This is a genomic window from Streptomyces sp. NPDC111802, assembly GCF_055634335.1.
The window spans coordinates 78,766-103,386 of record NZ_JBVKCZ010000029.1; the positions used below are offsets into that span (position 1 = coordinate 78,766).

At 70.1% G+C, this 24,621-nt stretch carries 20 protein-coding genes; 14 read left to right on the plus strand and 6 right to left on the minus strand.

From position 1 onward, the window contains the following. Positions 1 to 11 precede the first annotated feature (11 nt). Positions 12 to 230: a DUF6191 domain-containing protein gene (locus ACZ7NC_RS29035; RefSeq protein ID WP_471492441.1), complete on the plus strand. Its 219-nt coding sequence runs from the start codon at positions 12 to 14 to the stop codon at positions 228 to 230. Positions 231 to 252: 22 nt separating this feature from the next. Here ACZ7NC_RS29035 and ACZ7NC_RS29040 read toward each other — a convergent pair whose 3' ends face one another. After that, positions 253 to 1,395, minus strand: coding sequence for a PQQ-dependent sugar dehydrogenase (locus ACZ7NC_RS29040; protein ID WP_471492442.1), 1,143 nt, complete (start codon positions 1,393 to 1,395; stop codon positions 253 to 255). Positions 1,396 to 1,538: 143 nt separating this feature from the next. Beyond that, positions 1,539 to 2,537: an aldo/keto reductase gene (locus ACZ7NC_RS29045; protein ID WP_471492443.1), complete on the minus strand. Its 999-nt coding sequence runs from the start codon at positions 2,535 to 2,537 to the stop codon at positions 1,539 to 1,541. Positions 2,538 to 2,698: 161 nt separating this feature from the next. On the opposite strand from ACZ7NC_RS29045, the gene ACZ7NC_RS29050 reads away from it, so the two are divergent. The 6 genes from ACZ7NC_RS29050 (at position 2,699) to serA (ending at position 12,686) form a co-directional block, all read left to right on the plus strand. After that, positions 2,699 to 3,649, plus strand: a complete 951-nt coding sequence (locus ACZ7NC_RS29050) for a 2-hydroxyacid dehydrogenase (protein ID WP_471492444.1) — start codon at positions 2,699 to 2,701, stop codon at positions 3,647 to 3,649. 443 nt (positions 3,650 to 4,092) lie between these two features. Next, on the plus strand, positions 4,093 to 7,110 hold the full coding sequence (locus ACZ7NC_RS29055; RefSeq protein ID WP_471492445.1) for a putative bifunctional diguanylate cyclase/phosphodiesterase: 3,018 nt from the start codon (positions 4,093 to 4,095) through the stop codon (positions 7,108 to 7,110). A 236-nt stretch (positions 7,111 to 7,346) separates the two neighbouring features. After that, the gene (locus ACZ7NC_RS29060; RefSeq protein WP_471492446.1) at positions 7,347 to 9,203 is read left to right on the plus strand and encodes an acetolactate synthase large subunit; all 1,857 of its coding nucleotides are present in this window, start codon (positions 7,347 to 7,349) and stop codon (positions 9,201 to 9,203) included. Positions 9,204 to 9,225: 22 nt separating this feature from the next. Continuing rightward, positions 9,226 to 9,750, plus strand: coding sequence for an acetolactate synthase small subunit (gene ilvN, locus ACZ7NC_RS29065; protein ID WP_007496172.1), 525 nt, complete (start codon positions 9,226 to 9,228; stop codon positions 9,748 to 9,750). Between the two features lie 118 nt (positions 9,751 to 9,868). Beyond that, positions 9,869 to 10,867, plus strand: coding sequence for a ketol-acid reductoisomerase (gene ilvC, locus ACZ7NC_RS29070; RefSeq protein ID WP_471492447.1), 999 nt, complete (start codon positions 9,869 to 9,871; stop codon positions 10,865 to 10,867). 229 nt (positions 10,868 to 11,096) lie between these two features. Beyond that, entirely contained in the window at positions 11,097 to 12,686 is a 1,590-nt protein-coding gene (serA, locus tag ACZ7NC_RS29075) for a phosphoglycerate dehydrogenase (protein WP_471492448.1), read from the plus strand. Positions 12,687 to 12,749: 63 nt separating this feature from the next. On the opposite strand, the gene ACZ7NC_RS29080 is transcribed toward serA, so the two are convergent. Further along, complete coding sequence (locus ACZ7NC_RS29080; RefSeq protein ID WP_471492449.1) at positions 12,750 to 14,300, minus strand: MFS transporter; 1,551 nt, start codon at positions 14,298 to 14,300, stop codon at positions 12,750 to 12,752. Positions 14,301 to 14,409: 109 nt separating this feature from the next. Between ACZ7NC_RS29080 and ACZ7NC_RS29085 the strand changes: the two genes are divergently transcribed. Further along, positions 14,410 to 14,994, plus strand: a complete 585-nt coding sequence (locus ACZ7NC_RS29085) for a TetR/AcrR family transcriptional regulator (protein ID WP_471492450.1) — start codon at positions 14,410 to 14,412, stop codon at positions 14,992 to 14,994. Between the two features lie 34 nt (positions 14,995 to 15,028). On the opposite strand, the gene ACZ7NC_RS29090 is transcribed toward ACZ7NC_RS29085, so the two are convergent. Next, positions 15,029 to 16,213 carry a PucR family transcriptional regulator gene (locus tag ACZ7NC_RS29090; protein ID WP_471492451.1) on the minus strand — a complete coding sequence of 395 codons (1,185 nt, stop codon included), beginning with the start codon at positions 16,211 to 16,213 and terminating at the stop codon, positions 15,029 to 15,031. Positions 16,214 to 16,393: 180 nt separating this feature from the next. On the opposite strand from ACZ7NC_RS29090, the gene ACZ7NC_RS29095 reads away from it, so the two are divergent. Next, the gene (locus ACZ7NC_RS29095; RefSeq protein ID WP_471492452.1) at positions 16,394 to 17,320 is read left to right on the plus strand and encodes a proline dehydrogenase family protein; all 927 of its coding nucleotides are present in this window, start codon (positions 16,394 to 16,396) and stop codon (positions 17,318 to 17,320) included. Positions 17,321 to 17,439: 119 nt separating this feature from the next. Next, positions 17,440 to 19,071 (plus strand): L-glutamate gamma-semialdehyde dehydrogenase, encoded by a 1,632-nt coding sequence (gene pruA / locus ACZ7NC_RS29100; protein ID WP_471492453.1) that lies wholly within the window; start codon positions 17,440 to 17,442, stop codon positions 19,069 to 19,071. Positions 19,072 to 19,136: 65 nt separating this feature from the next. On the opposite strand, the gene ACZ7NC_RS29105 is transcribed toward pruA, so the two are convergent. Then, positions 19,137 to 19,343 (minus strand): DUF5988 family protein, encoded by a 207-nt coding sequence (locus ACZ7NC_RS29105; protein WP_471492454.1) that lies wholly within the window; start codon positions 19,341 to 19,343, stop codon positions 19,137 to 19,139. Between the two features lie 107 nt (positions 19,344 to 19,450). On the opposite strand from ACZ7NC_RS29105, the gene ACZ7NC_RS29110 reads away from it, so the two are divergent. Further along, on the plus strand, positions 19,451 to 20,008 hold the full coding sequence (locus tag ACZ7NC_RS29110) for a GNAT family N-acetyltransferase (protein WP_471492455.1): 558 nt from the start codon (positions 19,451 to 19,453) through the stop codon (positions 20,006 to 20,008). A 259-nt stretch (positions 20,009 to 20,267) separates the two neighbouring features. After that, positions 20,268 to 20,408: a hypothetical protein gene (locus ACZ7NC_RS29115; RefSeq protein ID WP_093747366.1), complete on the plus strand. Its 141-nt coding sequence runs from the start codon at positions 20,268 to 20,270 to the stop codon at positions 20,406 to 20,408. A gap of 84 nt (positions 20,409 to 20,492) precedes the next feature. Here ACZ7NC_RS29115 and ACZ7NC_RS29120 read toward each other — a convergent pair whose 3' ends face one another. Continuing rightward, positions 20,493 to 22,061, minus strand: coding sequence for a purple acid phosphatase family protein (locus ACZ7NC_RS29120; RefSeq protein ID WP_471492456.1), 1,569 nt, complete (start codon positions 22,059 to 22,061; stop codon positions 20,493 to 20,495). Between the two features lie 142 nt (positions 22,062 to 22,203). On the opposite strand from ACZ7NC_RS29120, the gene ACZ7NC_RS29125 reads away from it, so the two are divergent. Beyond that, on the plus strand, positions 22,204 to 23,247 hold the full coding sequence (locus ACZ7NC_RS29125; RefSeq protein ID WP_471492457.1) for a 3-isopropylmalate dehydrogenase: 1,044 nt from the start codon (positions 22,204 to 22,206) through the stop codon (positions 23,245 to 23,247). Between the two features lie 264 nt (positions 23,248 to 23,511). Further along, on the plus strand, positions 23,512 to 24,600 hold the full coding sequence (locus ACZ7NC_RS29130; RefSeq protein ID WP_471492458.1) for a branched-chain amino acid aminotransferase: 1,089 nt from the start codon (positions 23,512 to 23,514) through the stop codon (positions 24,598 to 24,600). The last annotated feature ends 21 nt before the right edge of the window (positions 24,601 to 24,621 follow it).

A 24,621-nucleotide genomic window follows, 5' to 3' on the forward strand; every position in this document is an offset into this window, starting at 1 on the left:
AGGGAGGTTGCGTGTTCAACGCGTTCGAGGAACTCTTCGCCCCGGGCCGCAAGCACACCCGCGACGAACAGAACCGCCTGGAACTGACCCGCGAGGACGTCGGGGACAACGACCCCGGGCGAGGACCGATAGACCTCGCGTCCGGGAAGGTCGTCGTCCGACCGCCCGAGCCGTCGGACGAGAACAGCGGCGAGGACAGCGGCGAGAAGAGCGGCGACGGCAAGGAGTGACGACGCCAGGAGCAAGGGCCGCTCAGGTCACCTGCAGCTCCAGAATCCGGTCGTCCCCGTCCTGGGGTTCGCCCCGCCCGTCCGTGTTGCTGGTCACCAGCCACAGCTTGTCGCCGCCCGCCGACACCACCGTCCGCAGCCGGCCGTACTCGCCCTCCAGGAACGCCTGCGGGTCGGCAGAGGCCTCCGTGCCGTTCAGCGGGATGCGCCAAAGCCGCTGGCCCTTGAGGCCGGCCATCCAGATGGAGCCCTCGGCGTGGGCGATGCCGCTGGGGGAGGCGTCGTCGGTGCCCCACTGGGCCAGGGGGTTGAGGTACGCGGAGTCGTCCGACTTGCCCTCGGCCTCCGGCCAGCCGTAGTTGCCGCCCGGCTTGATCGCGTTCAGCTCGTCCCAGGTGTCCTGGCCGAACTCCGCGGCGAAAAGGCGCTGTTGGGAGTCCCAGGCCAAGCCCTGGACGTTGCGATGGCCGTACGAGTACACGGGGGAGTCGGGGAAGGGGTTGCCCGGCGCCGGTTCGCCCTCCGGGGTCAGGCGGAGGATCTTGCCGCCCAGGGAGTCCTTGTTCTGGGAAAGGCCCCTGTCGCCGCTCTCCCCGGTGCCCGCGTACAGCATCTTGTCCGGGCCGAAGGTGATCCGGCCGCCGTTGTGGATATAGCCCTTGGGGATGCCCTTGAAGATTGTGTCGGGCGCGCCGAGCTGGTCGCCGGGGGAGCGCTGCTCGTCGTACAGCATGCGGACGATGCGGTTGTCGGAGGCCGAGGTGAAGTAGGCGTAGACCATGTGGTCGGAGGCGTAGTCAGGGGACAGCGCCAGGCCCATGAGGCCGCCCTCGCCCGCCGGTGACACTCCCGGTACCTCGCCCAGCTCGGTCTTCTTGCCGGTCTCCCCGTCGACCCGGGTGATCGTGGCGTCGTCGCGGGAGGAGACCAGCAGGTCGCCGTCGGGCAGCGGGGCCAGGCCCCAGGGCGTGCCCAGGCCCTCGGCGACCGTGCGGACCACCTTGACCGAGCCCCGCGCCGGTGGGGTCTCGGCCGCCCGCTGGGTGGGTGAGGCCGCGGTGCTGGTGCCAGGTGCCTTGTTTCCGCCCTCGCCCGGCGATCCCCCGTCGTCGGAGGAACAGCCGGCCGTCAGCAGGAGTGCGGCCGTGGCCAACACGGCCGACACAGCTCGACGTTGCACGATCACGGTCCCTTCGATGCGGTGGTCCCGAAGCGGGTTCCACCTGTCATACACCGCAAGCGCCTCTCAGGTTCCCGGGTTGGGGATCACCAGTGTCTTTTCCATGATCCTTGAATCAACCGATGACGTCAGTCCCAGGATCCCCGGGCCCGCGGCACCTCCGCCACCTCGGCCAGGTCCCGCGCGGTCAGCCGCAACCCCTCGGCACCCGCGTTCTCCGTCACCCAGCGTTCCCGCTTCGTGCCGGGCAGCGCCACCACGTGCCGCCCCTGCGCCAGCACCCACGCCAGCGCCACCTGTGCCGGTGTGACCCCGTCCCCCTGCCGGGCCGCGACGCGGCGCAGGGCGGCCACTATCGGCTGGTTCGCCGCCATCATCTCCGCCGTGAAGCGGGGGTGCCGGGCGCGCACGTCGTCCGGTTCGAAGCCCTGGCCGGGGGTCAGTGTGCCGGTGAGGAAGCCGTTGCCCAGCGGCATCGCCGCCAGGAACCCGATGCCTCGTGCCTCGCACCACGGCAGCAGCGCCTCCAGCGCCTCGGGCGACCAGACCGACAGCTCGGCCTGCACCGCGCTCACCGGGAAGACCTGCTGCACCCGCTGCAACTGCCGGATCGTCGCGTCGTGCAGGTTCGTTCCGAAGCGCCGGCCACCTCGCGCGCCCATCGCGCACAGCCCCAACGCCCGTACCTTTCCGGCCCGGACGAGCTCCGCCATCGCGCCCCAGGTCTCCTCTACGGGGATCTCGGGGTCCGCGCGGTGCAACTGGTAGAGGTCGATGACGTCCGTCTGCAGACGGCGCAGCGAGGCGTCGCAGGCCCGCTTCACATAGCCGGGGCGGCCGTTGGCCACGATGTGTTGTTCGCCCACCAGCAGACCGACCTTGGTCGACACGAACGCGTCCTGGCGGCGTTCCTTCAACACCCGCCCCACCAGCAGCTCATTGGTGAACGGGCCGTACATATCGGCCGTGTCCAGCAGCGTCGAGCCCAGATCGAGCGCCCGGTGCACCGCCCTGACCGACTCCTCGCCCCGCTGCCGCGACGAGCTGTACGCCCAGCTCATCGGCATGCACCCGAGCCCGACGGCCCCCACCGCGAGTGCCGCCGCGCCGATCGTCCTGCGCTCCACCTGGCCGTAACCCTCCCTCTTCCGGCACCCCAACCTAACCTCTGCACTCCAGTTCGCCTGCCCTAGGGCCTTCCCGACGGGTCTTGCCGGGGCGCGGGGTTGATCAGGCACCGTTACTTTTCTCGGGCCTGACCCGCCGGGAAGGCCCTAGCCTCCTGACCATGACTCCTGACGTATGGCTCCCCATTCCGCCGGAAGACATCGAGGGCCTGCCGGAAGGCCTCGACTACCGCTACTGGAACGGTGCCGAGGACTTCCCCGCCGACCCGGCCCAGTGCGTCTTCTACGTCGTCCCGTACATGAAGCCGCCCGGGCTCGGGCAGCGTCCCCTGCCGGAGATGACGGGTGTGGAGGTCGTGCAGACGCTCTCCGCCGGCACCGATCATGTGGAGCCGGGACTGCGGCATCTGCGGCCCGGCGTGCGGTTGTGCAACGCGCGCGGGGTGCACGAGGCGAGCACCGGCGAGCTCACGCTCACGCTGATCCTCGCCTCGCTGCGCGGCGTCCCCGACTTCGTACGGGCCCAGGACAGAGGGGAGTGGCTCGGTGGGTTCCGGCCCGCGCTGGCCGACAAGAGCGTCCTCATCGTGGGATACGGCTCGATCGGGGCCGCCATCGAAGACCGGCTCGCACCGTTTGAACTCGCGCGGGTGGCGCGCGTCGCGCGCTCTGAGCGCACCACGGCGCGCGGACATGTGCATCCGCTCACCGAACTGCCCGCACTGCTCCCGGAAGCGGACGTCGTCATCCTGTCCACGCCCTTGACGGACGCCACCCGCCACCTGGTGAACTCCGACTTCCTGGCCCGGATGAAGGACGGCGCGCTGCTGGTCAACGTCGCCCGCGGCGGAGTCGTGGACACCAAGGCGCTGCTGGCCGAGCTGGAGACCGGGCGCATCACCGCCGCGCTCGACGTCACCGACCCCGAACCGCTGCCCCGGGAGCACCCCCTGTGGCGCGCGCCGGGAGTGCTGATCAGCCCGCATGTGGGAGGTCCGACGTCCGCGTTCCTGCCGCGCGCCAAGCGGCTTCTGGTGGACCAGTTGACTCGTTATGTGAACCGGGAGCCCCTGCGCAACGTGATCCTTACGACGGGCGCGACGCACACGTGACGCCGAACGGCTGACCATCGCGCGGACGCCGCGCGTGTCGCGTGCAACCGGCCCATAATCCGTTTCGAGTACCGTCCGCAACCTCACGGAAGCGGTCCGTACTCGCATATGCGCTGGTCGTCACGGAGCGTAGAGATGCTATGTCCCTGAGTGACGAGACTGGTGTATCGTCCCGACAGGGGCAGCGCCGCGCAGTATTCGGCGCCGGGGATGGACATTTCAGATTTGTGAGGGGGGCGACGGGCGATGCACGGCCTATGGACGAGCGATCCCACGCGACGGGGCCGTCGGCGGCGACCCTGGCGAACGGCCGGCCGCAGACGCGGTCAGCACGGCACCCACGGCTGCCGTCACAACCATCACCACCCCAAGCACAGCAGCCGCAGGCGGCATGCGCACCCGGCGCACCGGGACCCGCGAGCGGCGCGGACCGGGAGGGACCGGTGAGCTCGCCACCGCACCCCACGACCACGCTCGACGGAGCGCTGCGGGCGCGGCGTTCGTCGCCGATCAGGCTGCCTGGGCCCTCGTCCAGGGGCAACGGCTCGGGAATGCTGCCGCAACTCGTTCTGGCCCTGGTGTGCGCGGGATACGCCGTCGGTTCCGCGCTCGGCTGGGGTTCGGACCAAGTCGCGCTGATCATGGGCGACTTCGGGCTGGCCGCGGCGGCCGGCGCGGCCGCCCTCTCCTGCTTCCGCTACGCCCGTAGCCGCCATATCCGCTTTCGACCCGCCTGGCTGCTGTTCGCGCTCTCCTCGGCCATGGCGGCCCTCGGCAACGTGGTCTGGGGGTGGTACGAGGTCGTCCTGGAGCGGCCCGTGCCCAGCCCCTCCTACGCCGACGGGTTCTTCCTGTGCTTCGCGCCGCCCGCCATCGTGGGACTCCTGGTGCTCGCCAAGCGGCCGGTGACCAAGGCCGGCTGGGTGTGCCTCGGGCTCGACGCCTGGCTGATCGGCGGCTCGCTGCTGACGCTGGCCTGGAGCCTCGCGCTCGCCCAGGCGGCCAAGATCGACGCCGGCGGCGGGGTGAGCGTGGCGCACACCGCGCTCTCGCTGGCCTATCCGCTGCTCGACATCGCCCTGGTCAGCATGGTGCTGGCGCTGCACTTCCGGCGCTCCTCGGCCAACCGCACCGCGGTCAACACCGCGATCGGCGCGCTCGCCCTGACCGTGATGTGCGACGCCCTGTTCACCTCGCCGCTGCTGCACAACAGCTACCGCTCCGGCCAGTTGCTCGACGCGGGCTGGTTCGCCGGCTCGCTGCTCCTGGCGTACGCCCCGTGGGCCGCGCCCCGGCACGGGCAGGAGGACGGCGACCGGCACGACCGGGCGGGGCACACGCGCGTGGTGCACGAGCACGTGCCCGGACAGCGCGGCGGAAGCCACCACCACCCGCCCGCGCAGGGAGGTGATCACACCCGGTACTCGGCCAACCGCCCGATCGCCGGCTCCCTGGCCGCGCTCACGCCCTACCTCGCCGCGGCCGTCTGCACCCTGGGGATCCTCTACAACGTCCTCAACGGCCGCAGCGTCGACCGCGTGGTGCTCATCACCGGCGGCACCGTGGTGCTGGCCCTCGTGGTCCGCCAGGGCATCATGCTGCTCGACAACATCACCCTCACCCAGGAACTGGCGCAGAAGGAGAACCACTTCCGCTCCCTGGTACAGGGCTCCAGCGACGTCATCATGATCGCCGCTCCCAACGGCATCCTCCGGTACGTCTCCCCGGCCGCCGCCGGGGTCTACGGCCGCTCCGCCGAGGACCTGGTGGGTACGGAACTGGCCAATCTCATCCACCCGGAGGACCTGGGCTGCGTGGTGCACGAAGTGCGCCGCTTCCTCGCCGCCAGCCCACTTGAGGAACCCACTACGCGCATCGAGTGCCGCTTCCGGTCCGGCGAGGACGGCTGGCTCAACGTCGAGTCGACCGTCAACCGGCACCACGGCGGCCTCATCTTCAACAGCCGGGACGTGACCGAAAGAGTGCGCCTGCAGGCGCAGCTCCAGCACAACGCCGAGCACGACCCGCTCACCGACCTGCCCAACCGCGCGCTGTTCACCCAGCGCGTCCAGCAGGCCCTGTCCGGCCGCCGCGCCTCCGACCGTGGCATCGCCCTGCGCAACACGGCGGTCCTGTTCATCGACCTCGACGGCTTCAAGGGCGTCAACGACACGATCGGGCACCAGGCCGGGGACGAGCTGCTCGTCCAGGCCGCCCGCAGGCTCCAGGACGCGGTCCGGGGCGGGGACACCGCCTCCCGGCTGGGCGGCGACGAGTTCGCGGCCCTGATCGCCGGGGACCACACCCGTGACCGCACCGCCCGCGAACGACACATCCTGGAGCTCGCCGACCGCCTCAGGATGACGCTGTCACAGCCCTACCTCATCGACGGCAACGATGTCCGGGTCAACGCCTCCATCGGCGTCGCCTTCGCCGAACCGGGCCTCGGCGCGGGGGAGCTGCTGCGCAACGCCGACCTCGCCATGTACCGCGCCAAGGCGGGCGGCAAGGGCCGCGTGGAGCTCTACAAGCCGCAGATGCAGCAGGACGTCGTACGCAAGGCGGAGCTGGCCACGCGTCTGCGTGCCGCGCTGCACGACGGCGAGTTCGCGCTGCTGCACCAGCCGGTGGTGTGTCTGGAGGACGGCCGGATCACCTCGGTCGCCGCCCAGGCGCGCTGGCGGTCCTCGCAAGGGGTGCTGTTCACGCCCGCCGAGTTCCTCAGGGTGGCCGAGGACAGCGACAAGACCGCCGAGCTGGGCCGCTGGATGCTGGAGGAGGCCGTGGAGCAGGCCGCCGAACGCACCGCGACCGGGCTCGCCGTACCCGTCGCGGTGCGGATGAGCGCGCGCCGGCTGCTGGACCGGTCGATGCCGCTCGGCTCGATCGAGGCGCTGCTGACCCGGCACGGGCTGCCCTCCGGGTCGCTGGTCATCGAGCTGTCCGACCTCGACCCACGCATCTCGCTGGACGACCTGGAGCGCCGCCTGAGCGGTCTGCGCAGACTCGGCGTCCGGGTCGCCCTGGACGGCTTCGGCACCGGCTACGCGGCGATCACCGCGCTGCGCAGGCTCCCCGTCGACGTCCTGAAGCTCGACCGCGGTCTGGTCGAGGGAGTCGTCGAGTCCGCGCGGCTGCACAAGATCACCAGCGGGCTGCTGCGGATCGCCACCGACCTCGGGCTGCAGTCCGTGGCCGACGGCGTGGATCTGCCGGAGCAGGTCGTGGCGCTGCGCTCGATGGGGTGCACCCACGGACAGGGCATGGCGTTCTCCGGGCCGCTGGACGAGTACCGGCTGCGCCGAGCGCTCAGTTCCGGCCACTATCCGGTTCCGCACGGGCCGGTCGAGCCCGCGTTCGCAGGAGGGGGTGCGGGGGTGTACACCAGTGGTGTGCCCGCAGTTCTCGGAGGCGGCAGTGCCCTTCGCTCACATAATGAGACTCCCGTCCCACCCACTTGACAGTGGGTGTGCGCCGGGGGGAGGGTCAGTGCCATGCGCACCCGAATTCTCGTACTTGGAAAGCGCGTCGGCTGAGGCTGGTGACGTCCGGACAGACCCGGACTCCCAGCGTCCACACCCGGCGCGCTCCCCTCGCTTGCCTTATGGCACGAGGGGTTTTTTGTTGCACAGGCGCCAGTCGTGCAGCACCGAAACTCCGCTCAAACCTCGCAAAAACCCTCAGCATCGAGAAGAGAATGCCGATGACCGAGCAGGCCACCGGGGCCCATAATCCGCAGCCGCGGCCCCGATCCGGAGGACAGCAGTCCGCCCCCGAGCACGTCACGGGTGCGCAGTCCCTGATCCGTTCGCTCGAGGAGGTCGGCGCCGACACGGTATTCGGCATTCCCGGTGGTGCGATCCTCCCGGCGTACGACCCGCTGATGGACTCCACCAGGGTGCGCCACGTCCTGGTCCGCCACGAGCAGGGCGCCGGCCACGCGGCCACCGGCTATGCGCAGGCCACCGGAAGGGTCGGCGTCTGCATGGCGACCTCGGGACCGGGCGCCACCAACCTGGTCACGCCGATCGCCGACGCGCACATGGACTCGGTGCCGCTCGTGGCGATCACCGGCCAGGTCGCGTCCAAGGCGATCGGCACGGACGCCTTCCAGGAGGCGGACATCGTCGGCATCACCATGCCGATCACCAAGCACAACTTCCTGGTCACCAAGGCCGAGGACATCCCGCGGGTGATCGCGCAGGCGTTCCACATCGCCTCCACCGGCCGCCCGGGCCCGGTCCTGGTCGACATCGCCAAGGACGCCCTCCAGGCGAAGACCACCTTCTCCTGGCCGCCCACCATGGACCTGCCCGGCTACCGGCCCGTCACCAAGCCGCACGCCAAGCAGATCCGTGAGGCCGCCAAGCTGATCACCGCCGCCAAGCGGCCCGTCCTCTACGTCGGCGGCGGCGTGATCAAGGCCGGCGCCACCGCCGAGCTGAAGGTCCTCGCCGAACTCACCGGAGCGCCCGTCACCACCACCCTGATGGCGCTCGGCGCATTCCCCGACAGCCACCCGCTGCACGTGGGAATGCCGGGCATGCACGGTGCGGTCACCGCCGTCACCGCGCTGCAGAAGGCCGACCTGATCGTCGCCCTCGGAGCCCGCTTCGACGACCGCGTCACCGGCAAGCTGGACAGCTTCGCCCCGTACGCCAAGATCGTCCACGCCGACATCGACCCGGCCGAGATCGGCAAGAACCGCGCCGCCGACGTGCCGATCGTCGGGGACGCCCGCGAGGTCATCGCCGATCTGGTGCAGGCCGTCCAGAAGGAGCACGCCGAGGGCCACCAGGGCGACTACACCGCCTGGTGGAAGGACCTCAGCCGCTGGCGCGACACCTACCCGCTCGGCTACGACCAGCCCGAGGACGGCTCGCTGTCCCCGCAGCAGGTCATCGAGCGGATCGGTCAACTCGCCCCCGAGGGCACGGTCTTCGCGGCGGGCGTCGGCCAGCACCAGATGTGGGCCGCGCACTTCGTCCAGTACGAGAAGCCCGCGACCTGGCTGAACTCCGGCGGGGCCGGCACGATGGGCTACGCGGTCCCGGCCGCGATGGGCGCCAAGGCCGGCGTGCCGGACAAGGCCGTCTGGGCGATCGACGGCGACGGCTGCTTCCAGATGACCAATCAGGAGCTCACCACCTGCGCCCTGAACAACATCCCGATCAAGGTCGCCATCATCAACAACGGCGCCCTCGGGATGGTCCGCCAGTGGCAGACCCTCTTCTACAACCAGCGCTACTCCAACACCGTGCTGCACAGCGGCCCGGAGGCGGACGGCAAGCAGCCGAGCGCCGGCACCCGCGTCCCCGACTTCGTGAAGCTGTCGGAGGCCATGGGCTGCTACGCGATCCGCTGTGAGTCCCCGGAGGACCTCGACAAGGTCATCGAAGAGGCGAACTCCATCAACGACCGTCCCGTGGTCGTCGACTTCATCGTCCACGAGGACGCGATGGTGTGGCCGATGGTCGCCGCCGGCACCTCCAACGACGAGATCATGGCCGCCCGGGACGTCCGCCCCGACTTCGGCGACAACGAAGACGACTGAGCGAGAGAGACGTAAAAAGACCATGTCCAAGCACACGCTCTCCGTCCTGGTGGAGAACACCCCGGGCATCCTCGCCCGGATCGCCGCCCTCTTCTCGCGCCGCGGCTTCAACATCGACTCGCTCGCGGTCGGTGTCACCGAGCACCCCGACATCTCCCGCATCACCATCGTGGTGAGCGTCGCCGACCTCCCGCTGGAGCAGGTGACGAAGCAGCTCAACAAGCTCGTCAACGTGTTGAAGATCGTCGAACTGGAGCCGGGTTCGGCCGTTCAGCGCGAACTCGTCCTGGTCAAGGTGCGGGCCGACAACGAGACGCGCTCCCAGATCGTCGAGATCGTCCAGCTGTTCCGTGCGAAGACCGTCGACGTCTCCCCGGAGGCCGTCACCATCGAGGCCACCGGTTCCAGCGACAAGCTGGAGGCCATGCTGAAGATGCTGGAGCCGTTCGGCATCAAGGAGCTCGTCCAGTCCGGCACGATCGCGATCGGACGCGGCGCGCGTTCGATCACGGACCGGTCGCTGCGCGCGCTCGACCGGTCGGCGTAGGCACGCGTTCGGGCGGCCGGGGGAAACCGGCCGCCCGTATTGCGAGACCCCGCGACTTCCCCCACCCCCACCGTCATACGGTGGGAAGCAACATCTGCACTCAAGGAGAGAACCCAAAGTGGCCGAGCTGTTCTACGACGCCGACGCCGACCTGTCCATCATCCAGGGCCGCAAGGTCGCGGTCATCGGTTACGGCAGCCAGGGCCACGCCCACGCGCTGTCGCTCCGTGACTCGGGTGTCGACGTGCGTGTCGGTCTGCACGAGGGCTCCAAGTCCAAGGCGAAGGCCGAGGAGCAGGGCCTGCGCGTGGTGACCCCGTCGGAGGCCGCCGCCGAGGCCGACGTCATCATGATCCTCGTCCCGGACCCGATCCAGGCCCAGGTCTACGAGGAGCACATCGCCCCGAACCTGAACGACGGCGACGCCCTGTTCTTCGGCCACGGCCTGAACATCCGCTACGGCTTCATCAAGCCCCCGGCCGGCGTGGACGTCTGCATGGTCGCCCCGAAGGGCCCGGGCCACCTGGTCCGCCGCCAGTACGAGGAGGGCCGCGGCGTTCCGTGTATCGCGGCCGTCGAGCAGGACGCGACCGGCAACGCCTTCGCGCTCGCGCTGTCGTACGCCAAGGGCATCGGCGGCACCCGCGCCGGCGTCATCAAGACGACCTTCACCGAGGAGACCGAGACCGACCTGTTCGGTGAGCAGGCCGTTCTTTGCGGTGGTACGGCCGCGCTGGTCAAGGCCGGTTTCGAGACGCTGACCGAGGCCGGCTACCAGCCGGAGATCGCGTACTTCGAGTGCCTGCACGAGCTGAAGCTGATCGTGGACCTCATGTACGAGGGCGGCCTGGACAAGATGCGCTGGTCGATCTCCGAGACCGCCGAGTGGGGCGACTACGTCACCGGCCCGCGGATCATCACCGACGCCACCAAGGCCGAGATGAAGCAGGTCCTCGCGGAGATCCAGGACGGCACCTTCGCCCAGGCCTGGATGGACGAGTACCACGGCGGTCTGAAGAAGTACAACGAGTACAAGAAGCAGGACTCCGAGCACCTGCTTGAGACCACCGGCAAGGAGCTGCGCAAGCTCATGAGCTGGGTGAACGAGGAGGCCTGAGCCTCCCCCGACGGGACCGGAGCAGGCCGCTCCGGTCCCGTTGTCCAACCCGTCGCATCACGGACGGGTGATCCTTCCACAGAGGCGCAGGACGGTCTCTGTCACGGCACTACACTGCCGTACTACATACGCGTCAGGCCCACAGCGTCGTGCGTCTTCCGCGGCCACCTTCCCTCCACCGCCTGCGGCCGTCGGGACGGCCGTCCGCAATGGACATGTGAGGACTCACGTGAGCTCGAAACCCGTCGTACTCATCGCTGAAGAGCTTTCGCCCGCGACCGTGGACGCGCTTGGTCCGGACTTCGAGATCCGGCACTGCAACGGCGCCGACCGGGCCGAGCTGCTGCCCGCCATCGCCGACGTGGACGCGATCCTGATCCGCTCCGCCACCAAGGTCGACGCCGAGGCGATCGCCGCCGCCAAGAAGCTCAAGGTCGTCGCGCGAGCCGGCGTCGGCCTGGACAACGTCGACGTCTCCGCCGCCACCAAGGCCGGCGTGATGGTCGTCAACGCCCCCACCTCGAACATCGTGACCGCCGCCGAGCTCGCCTGCGGTCTCCTCGTCGCCACCGCCCGCCACATCCCGCAGGCCAACGCCGCGCTGAAGAACGGCGAGTGGAAGCGCAGCAAGTACACGGGTGTGGAGCTCGCCGAGAAGACCCTCGGTGTCGTGGGTCTGGGCCGGATCGGTGCGCTGGTCGCCCAGCGCATGTCCGGCTTCGGCATGAAGGTCGTCGCCTACGACCCCTACATCCAGCCCGCCCGCGCCGCCCAGATGGGCGTCAAGGTGCTGTCGCTGGACGAGCTGCTCGAGGTCTCCGACTTCATCACCGTCCACCTGCCCAAGACCCCCGAGACCGTCGGCCTCATCGGCGACGAGGCGCTGCGCAAGGTCAAGCCCAGCGTGCGCATCGTCAACGCCGCGCGTGGCGGGATCGTCGACGAGGAGGCGCTGTACTCCGCCCTCAAGGAGGGCCGGGTCGCCGGTGCCGGTCTCGACGTGTACGCGAAGGAGCCCTGCACGGACTCCCCGCTGTTCGAGTTCGACCAGGTCGTCGCCACCCCGCACCTCGGTGCCTCCACCGACGAGGCGCAGGAGAAGGCCGGTATCGCCGTCGCCCGCTCGGTGCGTCTCGCCCTCGCCGGTGAGCTCGTGCCCGACGCGGTGAACGTCCAGGGCGGTGTCATCGCCGAGGACGTCAAGCCGGGCCTGCCGCTCGCCGAGCGCCTCGGCCGGATCTTCACGGCACTCGCCGGTGAGGTCGCGGTCCGCCTCGACGTCGAGGTGTACGGCGAGATCACCCAGCACGATGTGAAGGTGCTGGAGCTGTCCGCCCTCAAGGGTGTCTTCGAGGACGTCGTCGACGAGACCGTCTCGTACGTCAACGCCCCGCTGTTCGCGCAGGAGCGCGGCGTCGAGGTGCGGCTGACGACCAGCTCGGAGGCCACCGACCACCGCAACGTCGTCACCGTGCGCGGCACGCTCTCGGATGGCGAGGAGGTCTCGGTCTCCGGCACGCTGGCCGGCCCCAAGCACCTCCAGAAGATCGTCGCGGTCGGCGAGTACGACGTCGATCTCGCGCTCGCCGACCACATGGCGGTGCTGCGGTACGAGGACCGTCCGGGTGTCGTCGGCACCGTCGGGCGCATCCTCGGTGAGGCCGGGATCAACATCGCCGGGATGCAGGTCGCTCGCGCTGCGGCGGGCGGCGAGGCGTTGGCTGTGCTGACCGTCGACGATGCGGTGCCCGCGGGAGTGCTGGCCGAGGTCGCCGCGGAGATCGGGGCGACGTCTGCTCGTGCGGTGAACCTCGTCTGAGGCTGCCGTCCCCGGGGGCTGCCGCCCCCGGACCCCCGCTTCGGCCCTGAACGGGCCTCGTCCTCAAACGCCGGACGGGCTGAGTGTGCTCGGCTCGTCCGGCGTTTCGCATGTCTGCTCCCGCACCTCGGCCCGCCGCAGCGTGATCGCCGCCAGCACCGCCGCGCCCATCAGCAACACCGCCCCCGCGATTGCCGCCCCCTGCATCCCGCTGGTGAACGCCTCCCGCGCGGCCGTGGCCAGTCCAGGGACCCGGTCGGCGACCGCCAGTGCGCCGCCCAGGGTCTCGTGCGCCACGTCGGGCGCCGACGCGGGGATCTCGTGGCGGTAGATCGCCGTGCCGATCGAGCCGAGCACCGCCATGCCCAGCGCGCCGCCGAACTCCGCGCCGGTCTCCATCAGCGAGGACGCGGAGCCCGCCCGCTCCAGCGGCGCGGTGCCCATCGCCAGGTCCATGATCTGGGACATCACCACGACGCTGCCGACGGCGAGGACCGCGCACGAGACCAGCACCAGCGCCATCGAGTCCGTACCGGCGAGGGACAGCAGCCCGAAGCCCGACGCGGCGATGGCGAAGCCCGCGGTGACGACGTGGGCGCGGTCGACGCCCTTGTGCACCAGCTGGGTCGCGACCGGTGCCGCCGCGCCGATCGGCACCGACGGCAGCAGCGCCCACAGGGCCGCTTCCAGAGCGCTCATGCCGAGCACCGACTGCAGATACTGCGTGGTGAAGTAGGCCGAACCCATCACGCCGAACGCGGAGACGAGGTTCAGGGCGACCGACGGAGCGAAGCCGCGTCCGCGGAACAGGGCCGGGGAGATCATCGGTGCGGCGGCCGTGCGCTGGCGGTGCACGAAGAGGGCTGCAAACAGCAGACCGACGGTGATCGACACGACGTAGCGGACGTTCCAGCCCTCGGACGGGATCTCCTTCAGGCCGTAGATCACGGGGAGCACGGCCGCCATCGAGAGCGGGACGCTCAGCCAGTCGAAACGGCCGGGCTCGGGGTTGCGCCACTCGGGGAGCATGATCGGGCCGAGAATCAGCAGCAGCGCCATCGCGGGCAGGTTGACCAGGAAGACCGAGCCCCACCAGAAGTACTCGACCAGCACCCCGCTCATGACGGAGCCGAGCGCGATCCCGGCCGTCATCACGCCGGACCACAGGCCGATCGCCTTCGCGCGCTGGGCGGGGTCGGTGAACATCGTGCGGAGTATGGCCATGGTCGACGGCATCAGGGTCGCGCCACCGATGCCGAGGACCGCGCGGGCCGCGATCAGCGTCTCGGCGCTGTTGGCGTACGCCGCCACCAGCGAGGCGGTGCCGAAGGCGGCGGCGCCGAGCAGCAGGAGCCGGCGGTGGCCGATGCGGTCGCCGAACGAGCCCATCGTCATCAGCAACCCGGCCAGCACGAAGGCGTAGATGTCGAAGATCCACAGCTGCTGGGTGCCGCTCGGCTCCAGGTCCGCGCTGATCGCCGGGACCGCGAAGTAGAGGACCGAGACGTCCATCGAGACCAGCAGCAGCGGCAGCATCAGCACGCCGAGCGCGGTCCATTCGCGCCGGCCGGCGCGGGCGGGTGGGGTGGTGGTGCCCTTCGGGTTCGTCGTCATGGCGGTGAATGTACGCGCGTCTTAAACGGTTGTCTAGAACGACTGTCTAGGACGACTGTGTAATACGTACGTATAGGACAGTTGTATGGATCGGCGGTAGACTGGTCGCATGGGACACCGTGAGGATCTGCTCGAGGGCGCCAAGCGCTGCCTGCTCGACAAGGGGTTCGCGCGCACGACGGCGCGGGACATCGTCAAGGCGTCGGGGACCAACCTGGCCTCGATCGGCTACCACTACGGCTCGAAGGACGCGCTGCTGGCGCAGGCGTACGTGGCGCTGGTCGAGGGGATGGGCGACGCCTTCGAAGGCGACGGGACCGCCGGGATCGCCGCCGAGCCCGGCTCGGTGGAACGGTTCCAGGAGGTGTGGTCGAACATCATCGGCACCATGCGCGAGCCCGGTTCGATCTGGCGGCTGAGCATGGAGATCGTCGTCATGGGCGACCAGCTGCCCGAGGTCCGCGACCATCTGGCGGCGGCTCAGCGGGAGGCCGGGCGCGGTCTCGTCCCGCTGCTCATGGGCGGACGGGAGGAGGACGTCGCGGACGAGACCGTCGACACCCTCGGCAAGTTCTACGTGACCCTGATGACGGGTCTCATCGCGCAGTGGAACTTCGACCCGAAGACCGCGCCCGACGCGGAGCAGCTCACCGAAGGGCTGCGTCAGGTCATCGAGGCGGCCACGAGGAAATGACGCGCCCCGCGCGCATCCTGACCGAGCGCCAGGGCTACAGCCGCGCCCCCTTCAGCGCCATGTGCAGCAGCAGCCGGTCCTCCCCGTCGTCCAGGTCGAGGCCGGTGAGCTGCTCGACGCGGGAGAGGCGGTAGTACAGGGTCTGGCGGTGGATGCCGAGTTCGGCGGCGGTGCGGCCGGCCTGGCCCGCGCAGTCCAGGTAGACCTCGGCGGTGCGGGCGAGTTCGTGGTGTGTGGGGGAGAGGAGGGGGGCGACGGCGGGGTCGTGGACCGTCTCCGGGGAGAGGGAGGTCAGCAGGCGGTACGGGCCGATGCGCGACCACTCCGCCACCGGCCCGAGCCGCGGTTCCGCCAGCGCCGCGCGGGCCGCCGCCGACGCCTCCTGCCAGACGGCGGCCAGGTCGGCGAGGCCGGCGCGCGGTTCCCCGAGGCCGGCCGCTGCCCGCGCCCGGCCCCGCGCGGCCGGGCCCTCCTTCAGCAGCCGGGACGCCGCCGCCAGCGCCGCCGTGTGCACCTCGGATGAACGCAGCCGGACCAGCACCGCGAGGCTCTGCCCGTCGGGGCCCCACGGCAGCGTGCACAGCGCGGTCGCGTGCGGCACCGTCCGCACCGACGGGGCGTCGTCGGGGTCGGCCGAGGGCCAGGGGGCCACGCAGACCACCGTATGGACGCCGTCCGCGCGCGAACCGAGCGCCGTGCGCAGCTCGGCGACCGCCATGTCGCCCTGCCAGCCGCGCTCGGCGGTCAGCACCGCCCGCAGCTCCCGGCTGAGGTCGGCACCATGCTGCGCCTCGTCCGCCAGCAGCGCGCCGATCCGGCCGGTCACCTCCATCGCGGCCGCCAGCTGCTGGTCCGTGGGGCCCGGATCGTCGTCGAGGAGCCAGACGTAGCCCAGGACGACACCCCTGTGGCGTACGGGGAGGCAGATCCGTCCGCGGTACACCCCCGCCTCCGGTGTACGCGGGATGCGCACCGGGCCGGTCGCGCGCGTGATGCCGAAGCCCTCGAACCAGGTCCGTACGGCCGCCGTCGAGCGGCGCGTCAGGATCGAGCGGGTGCGCACGGGGTCCAGGGCCGACGCGTCGAGCTCGCCCTCGCTGTCGTAGGCACCGAAGGCGATCAGCTCGAAGTCACGGTTCTCCAGCGTCGCGGGGGCGCCCAGGAGCTCCGAGATCTCATCGACCAGCTCCTGGTAGTCACCCTTGAATTCGGATGTCACCCGGGCATTCTCCCGCATTTCCCGAGGGCCTTCATACATCTGTCAGAGATCTGCGGCACGGATGCGTGACAGCTGTCGATGGCCGACGATCGGAGGGATCCTTAGGTTTCACGGTGGTTCTCCGTGCCGTACCCGAATGGTCGGGGCTCGGCTGCTTTCTGCTGTCTGTGGAGGTGCCCCGTGCTGGGTCCCGTGATTCTTGCCGCGTCGCGCAGCGACCGGATGCGACGCCTGATCTCGGCTGCCCCCGTGACCAAGCAGGTCGTCGACCGCTTCATCCCGGGCGAGACGGTCGACGAGATCGTGCCGATCATCCGGGAGCTCAGCGGCCGGGGCCTGGAGCTGACGATGGACGTCGTCGGCGAGGACATCACCCGCCCGGAGCAGGCCGCGGCCGCCCGGGACGCCTATCTGGCGCTCATCGACCGGCTGGGGGAGCTGGAGCTGGGCACCAGGGCCGAGATGTCCGTGAAGCTGTCGATGTTCGGGCAGGCGCTGGAGGGCGGCCACGAGCTCGCGCTCGCCAACGTCCGGCCCGTCGTGGAGGCCGCTGCCGCGATCGGTACGACCGTCACGCTCGACGCCGAGGACCACACCACCCTCGACTCGATGTTCGCCATCCACGAGGAGCTGCGGAAGGACTTCCCGCAGACCGGCTGTGTCATCCAGGCCTACCTCTTCCGCACCGAGGCCGACGCCCGTCGCCTCGCGGAGAGCGGCAGCCGGGTGCGCCTCGTCAAGGGCGCCTACAAGGAGCCCGCCGAGGTCGCCTACCAGCAGAAACACGAGATCGACAAGGCGTACGTCCGGATCCTGAGGGTTCTGATGGAGGGCGCCGGGTACCCGATGATCGGCTCCCACGACCCGCGCCTGATCTCCATCGCCCAGGAGCTCGCGCGCCGCGCCGGGCGAAAGCTCGACGAGTACGAGTTCCAGATGCTGTACGGCATCCGCAGTGACGAGCACCTGCGCCTCGCCGCCGAGGGCCACCGCATGCGCGTCTACACCGCCTACGGCACCGACTGGTACGGCTACTTCATGCGACGGCTCGCGGAGAAGCCGGCCAACCTGACCTTCTTCGTCCGGAGCATGATCAGCCATGGCTGACCTGTGCTTCTCCGCCCGGAGCATGATCAGCCATGGCTGACCTGCGCCTCTCCGCCCGCTCGATGATCAGCAAGGGCTGAGCCCGAACACCCGCTCAAGTTCAAGGAGTTACGGATCTCATGGACGCTGTGACCCAGGTCCCCACCCCCGTCAACGAGCCGGTGCACGGCTACGCCCCCGGCTCGCCCGAGCGTGCCCGGCTGGAGGTCAAGCTCAAGGAGCTGGCCGAGAACCCGATCGACCTGCCCTGCACCATCGGCGGCGAGAAGCGGATGGGCGGCGGCGAGCGGTTCGACGTCGTGCAGCCGCACAACCACAAGGCCCGCCTCGGCACCTACGGCACCGCCACCCAGCAGGACGCCCAGGACGCCATCGACGCGGCCCTCGCCGCCGCGCCGGCCTGGCGCGCGATGTCCTTCGACGACCGTGCCGCGATCATCCTGCGCGCCGCCGAGCTGCTGGCCGGCCCCTGGCGCGAGACGCTGGCCGCCTCCACCATGCTGGGCCAGTCCAAGACCGCCCAGCAGGCCGAGATCGACACCCCCTGCGAGCTCGTCGACTTCTGGCGCTTCAACGTCAAGTACGCCCGTGACCTGCTCGCCGAGCAGCCCCCGGCGAACTCCCCGGGCGTGTGGAACCGCCTCGACCACCGCCCGCTGGAGGGCTTCGTCTACGCGATCACGCCGTTCAACTTCACGGCCATCGCGGGCAACCTGCCCACCGCCCCCGCCCTGATGGGCAACGTGGTGGTCTGGAAGCCGTCCCCGACCCAGACCCACGCCGCCGTGCTGCTGATGCAGCTCCTGGAGGAGGCCGGTCTGCCCAAGGGCGTCATCAACCTCGTCACCGGCGACGGCATCGAGGTCTCCAAGGTCGCCCTGGTCCACCGCGACCTCGCCGGCATCCACTTCACCGGCTCGACCAAGACCTTCCAGTACCTGTGGAAGACGGTCGGCAACAACATCGAGAAGTACCGCTCCTACCCGCGCATCGTCGGCGAGACCGGCGGCAAGGACTTCGTCGTCGCCCACCCGAGCGCCGACAAGGCGGTCCTGAAGACGGCGCTGACCCGCGGTGCCTTCGAGTACCAGGGCCAGAAGTGCTCGGCGACCTCCCGGGCGTACATCCCGGCGTCGATCTGGAACTCCGGCTTCAAGGAGGAGTTCGCGGCCGAGGTCGACTACCTCACCATGGGCGACGTCACCGACCTGTCCAACTTCATCGGCGCCGTGATCGACGAGCGCGCCTTCGCCAAGAACAAGGCCGCCATCGACCGCGCGAAGTCGGACCCGACCTGCACCATCGTCGCGGGCGGCTCCTACGACGACTCGGCGGGCTACTTCGTCCGCCCGACCGTCGTCGAGTGCACCGACCCCGAGCACGAGGTCTTCACCACCGAGTACTTCGGCCCGTTCCTCGCCGTGCACGTCTACGAGGACGACAAGTACGACGAGATGCTGGACCAGATGGAGTCGGTGTCCGCCTACGCGCTGACCGGCTCGGTCGTCGCGGGCGACCGCGCGGCGGCGGCGTACACGATGGAGAAGCTGCGCTACGCGGCCGGAAACTTCTACATCAACGACAAGTCGACCGGCGCCGTCGTCGGCCAGCAGCCCTTCGGCGGCGGCCGTGCCTCCGGCACCAACGACAAGGCCGGTGCCCCGCAGAACCTGATGCGCTGGACGCTGACCCGCGCCATCAAGGAGACGCTGGTCCCGCCGACCGACTACACGTACCCGCACATGGGCTGACACGCCAACTCAACGGAAAGGGCCGGGTCTTGAGGGACCCGGCCTTTGCCGTGCGGGGGAGGGGGCTACTCGGCGATCTCCGTGCGCTCCCACCACTCGTAGACCGGCAGCGCGCCCTCCGGCGTGTTCGTCTGCCGCGCCGTCGGCCGGAAGTGCTCGTACCCGCCGCGCAGCTTGATCTTCACGTCCGGACCGGGGGACGGGGTGGGGACGATCCGTTCGGGCAGGTCGTCCGGGCCGCCCTCTAGGAACACTTTCGCCGTGTCGTTCATGACCTCACCGTTCCCCTCGCCGTGACCGTCCGACCCGTGCCGCCCGGAGGATCAGCCGAGTGGGCGATGCCCGCCGGCCGCCGGCCGGCGGTGCCGATACTGGACGGATGACCACGACCGCATCCGCACCCACGCCGCGCACCGTACACACCGCCGACCTCACTCCCGCCGAACTGCGCGCCGTCCGCGCCCTGTTGGACGACGCCTTCGACGGCGACTTCTCCGACGAGGACTTCGAGCACGGGCTCGGCGGGATGCACGCACTCGTCCACGACGACGCCGGGCGGCTCGTCGCGCACGGGGCTGTAGTCATGCGGCGGGTGCGGCACCGGGACCGGTGGCTGCGGGTCGGGTACGTCGAGGCGGTCGGCGTCCGCGCCGACGCGCGCCGTACGGGGCTCGGCGGCCGGGTGATGGCGGAGCTGGAGCGGGTGATCGACCGGGCCTACGACGCGGGGATGCTCTCGGCGAGCGACGAGGGGGCCGCGCTGTACGCCGCCCGGGGGTGGGAGGCGTGGAGCGGACGGGTCTGCGGGCTCGGGCTCGACGGCGTCGTCCATCTGCCCGACGAGGAGGGCAGCACCTTTGTGCGGACCGCACTCGCCGGGCCGCTCGATCCCGCATTCGAGCTGGTCTTCGACTGGCGGGACGGGGATGTGCTGTGACGGGCCGTATGTAAAAAGCGCAGGTCAGCGACGTGTGACTCACTCCACCGTCTCAGATAGTAGGAAGTCCGAGTAATTGTGGAGACAGATGCGCTGTCCTCCCTTAGCTTTGTAGAAGCCGAACGTCTCGCTCGATCAAGCGAATGGCGGTCGTGAGCCGGGCCCCGTGCAGGCAACCCCTGCGGCACCGCTCCCCGCCCCACCCGGCGTCTCGTAACCCCCCTGTGCACTCCCGGATTGTCGAAGGAGTCGATTTCCCATGGCCGAGACGACCGCCCGCCGTCGAGTCCGTCACATCTCCCGTACGAGCGAGTCCGACCGCAAGAACGCCGCGGCCGCCCTCCAGCGCGCCCTCGACCGCAGGGACAACGGCGGCAGCACCGGCCACCAGGCCGCATAGCGCTCCGCGAGAAGGCGGGAAGGCCCGCGCCGCACCACCCCCGTAAGCCGGGAGCCGCGCCCGATCGAGGTGCGGCGCGTGGTCTCAGGCCCCGCGCCGCACCTCGAAGTGGTCGACGCGCTGCCCGTTCTGCGCCAGTGCCGACACCTTCAGCCGGGGCTTCGCGCCGCCCGCCGCCTCCACGGTGAGGAACGAGAAGCCCCGATAGCGCACCCGCGACCACTGCACGCTCTCCGCCTTGGTGTTGCGTGACTTGGTCCACTTGAAGGTGTCGACCGACTCCTGCTCGGTCACATGCCCCTCGTAGCTCTCCTCGACGCCCGCGGGGAAGCCGTACAGCTCCTTGCCGCCCCCGCCCGCCGTGACGTACACGATGCCGTCCCGCGTCGGGTCCGTCGCGGCGCCGATGGGTACCTGCCCGCCGACCTCGCCGTTCTTGATGGCGTCCGTCCGCTCGTAGACGTGGTTGTGCCCGTTGATCACCAGGTCCACCTGGTGCCGGGCGAACAGCGGCACCCACTCGGCCCGCACACCCCCGTCGGACGCATGGGAGGAGGTCGAGTAGGCGCAGTGGTGGAAGAAGACGACGACGAAGTCGACGCCCTTCGCCGCCCGCAGCTCACCGAGCCGCTCGTCCAGCCACTTGGTCTGACGGCCGTCCGTGTGGCCCTGGTTGGCGGGAATCTCGTACGACACGTCGTTCGCGTCCAGCGCCACGAAGCCGACGTTGCCGTAGGTGAAGGAGTACACGCCCGGGGCCGTACGGGCATCGAAGCCGCTGTCCGGCAGGGACCAGCGGGCCAGCTGGCCGCCGTAGCCGTCCGGCGAGTACCAGGCCTCCATGTCGTGGTTGCCGGTCGTCACCATCCACGGCACCGACTTGGCCACCGACTCGGTCTGCTTGAGGTAACCGTCCCAGAAGCCGGGGTCGTAGCCGTCCGACTTCTCGCCCGACCCCCTGACGTTGGCGTAGCAGATGTCGCCGGCGTGGAGGTGGAAGGCAGGATTCTGGCCCAGCAGGAGTTTGTCGTTGGTGGCGGCCGCCTCGCTGACGCCCTGGTCGCCGAAGGCCGTGAAGGTGAAGGTCTCCGGGCTCGCGGGAGCCGTGCGGAAGGAGGCGATCGTCGCGCGGTTCTTCGGTGCCGCCGGGTCGAAGCCGTCATGGCCCACGCCGTAGTAGTACGTCGTGCCGGGGCGCAGGGAGTCCAGTGCCGCGTGGACGTAGTACTGCTCCAACGCCGCGCGGATGCCCTGCAGTCCGGGCGTGTACAGGTCGCGGATCTCGGCGTCGATCCTGCGGCTCAGGTCTTCGGGACGCAGGCCGATCCGGACGAAAGGCTTCTTCACCGCGGCCGGTACCTGCCAGGAGATCCGCATCTGCGACTTCGGGTCGGCGCCGAAGGCGAGATGGCGGCCGAACGGGGCGACGGCGGAGCCCGGCACCCTGGTGGAGACGGACGGGGAGGGCCGGGTGCCGGCCGTGCCCGCGGGCTTCTCCGACCCCGAGCAGCCCGTCAGCAGCCCGCCCGCGACCGCGCCCGCGGTCACCAGCGTGCGGCGCCGGGTCAGCTTGGTGCGCAGGTACTCGTGCTGCTCCGCCATGCTCATACGGCGGGCGAGCTGCGGAGGGATGCCGAAGTCGGGGAGGTCCATGGTGGGAAAGTTCCCAGCGGCGACCAACACCCGCCCTGCATACGGGTGAACGCCGGTTGAAGCGCAGAAGCCTTCCCCTGTCCGGCTGTCCGGATGGCGGACATCGCATGTCATCCCATGGGACGAGGAGTAGGGTGCCGACATGTCTCGCAGCCTCAATCTCGCAGTGATTCCCGGTGACGGCATCGGCCAGGAGGTCGTGGCCGAAGGCCTGAAGGTCCTCTCCGCCGTCCTCCCGCAGGATGTGAAGCTGGAGACCAAGGAGTACGACTTCGGCGCCCGGCGCTACCACGCCACCGGTGAGACCCTCACGGATGCCGACCTCGACGCCCTGAAGAAGCACGACGCCATCCTGCTGGGCGCGATCGGCGACCCGGGCGTCCCCTCCGGCGTCCTGGAGCGCGGCTTCCTGCTGAAGCTCCGCTTCGCCTTCGACCACCACGTCAACCTGCGTCCGTCGAAGCTCCTCCCGGGTGTCGCCACCCCGCTCGCCGGTGAGCCGAGCATCGACTTCGTCGTCGTCCGCGAGGGCACCGAAGGCCCGTACACCGGCAACGGCGGCACCATCCGCAAGGGCACCGAGCACGAGGTCGCCACCGAGGTCTCGGTGAACACGGCCTTCGGTGTCGAGCGCGTGGTCCGTGACGCCTTCGCCCGCGCGCAGGCCCGCCCGCGCAAGAAGCTGGCGCTGATCCACAAGAACAACGTGCTGACCTTCGCCGGGCACCTGTGGACGAACATCTTCAACAAGGTGGCCGAGGAGTTCCCCGAGGTCACCACCGAGTACATGCACGTCGACGCCGCGACCATCTACCTGGTCACCCAGCCCGAGCGCTTCGACGTGATCGTCACCGACAACCTGTTCGGCGACATCATCACCGACCTCGCCGCGGCCGTCTCCGGCGGCATCGGCGTCGCCGCGAGCGGGAACATCAACCCGAGCGGCGACTTCCCGTCCATGTTCGAGCCCGTCCACGGCTCGGCCCCGGACATCGCCGGCCAGGGCAAGGCCGACCCCACCGCCACGGTCCTGTCCGTCGCCCTGCTCCTGCGCCACCTCGGTTACGACGCCGAGGCCGCCCGCATCGACGAGGCGGTCTCCGCCGACCTCGCGGAGCGCACCGGCAAGCCCGCCCGCAGCACGTCGGAGATCGGCGACGCGCTGGCCGTACGAGTAGCCGGCTGACCCCGCCGCGCCGTTCGAACCCTTTCGAAGCCGTCGGGTCACTTCGCACCCGGCGGCTTCCCCATGTCCGCCGCCGGGTGACACCATCAACCCCGGGATCGCGATTTCACGCCGAACAGGCCGATTTCTTCCACGGCACCCGCTTGCGATAATCGAACGCGGAGCCGCGGTATGAAGGAATGCTCGGACGTCCTAGCACTGGCCACAGACAGTACTGGCGTGAGCGCGGCCCGCCACAACGAAACCGGTGAAGGACACCTACTCATGACGACGCCCACGATCGAGCTCAAGCCCTCCGCCAGCCCGCTCGCCGCCGCCGAGCGCGAGGCGATACTGGCCAACCCGGGGTTCGGCCGCCACTTCACCGACCACATGGTGACGATCAAGTGGACCGAGGGCCGTGGCTGGCATGACGGCGAGCTCGTGCCGTACGCGCCGCTCTCTCTCGACCCGGCCACCATGGTCCTGCACTACGCGCAGGAGATCTTCGAGGGCCTGAAGGCCTACCGCCGGCCCGACGGGACCGTCGCCACCTTCCGCCCGGAGAAGAACGCCCTGCGCTTCCAGTCCTCCGCGCGCCGGCTCGGCATGCCCCAGCTGCCGGTCGAGACGTTCATCGAGGCCTGCGACGCGCTGGTGCGGCAGGACGAGGCCTGGGTCCCGGCGCACGGCGGCGAGGAGTCCCTCTACCTGCGTCCGTTCATGTTCGCGACCGAGGTCGGCCTGGGCGTGAAGCCCGCCAGCGAGTACCTGTTCATCGTCATCGCCTCCCCGGCCGGCGCCTACTTCCCCGGCGGCGTCAAGCCCGTGTCGATCTGGGTCTCGGAGGACCACGTCCGCGCCGTTCCCGGCGGCATGGGCGACGCGAAGACCGGCGGCAACTACGCCGCGTCCCTGCTGGCCCAGGCCGAGGCCGCCGCCGAGGGCTGCGCGCAGGTCTGCTACCTCGACGCGGTCGAGCGCAAGTGGGTCGAGGAACTCGGCGGCATGAACCTGTACTTCGTGTACGGCGACAAGATCATCACGCCGTCCCTCACCGGCTCCATCCTGGAGGGCGTCACCCGTGACTCCCTCCTCCAGGTCGCCCGTGACCTCGGTTACGAGGCCGAGGAGGGCCGTGTCTCTGTGGACCAGTGGCAGCGCGACTCGGAGAACGGCACGCTGACCGAGGTCTTCGCCTGCGGTACGGCCGCGGTCATCACGCCGGTCGGCACGGTGAAGCGCACGGGCGCCGAGTGGCGGCAGGGCGACGGCGAGCCCGGCGAGGTCACACTGAAGCTCCGCCAGGCCCTCCTGGACATCCAGCGGGGCACCGCCGTCGACCAGCACGGGTGGATGCACCAGCTGGGCTGACCGGTTGCCCGGCGTTGAGGC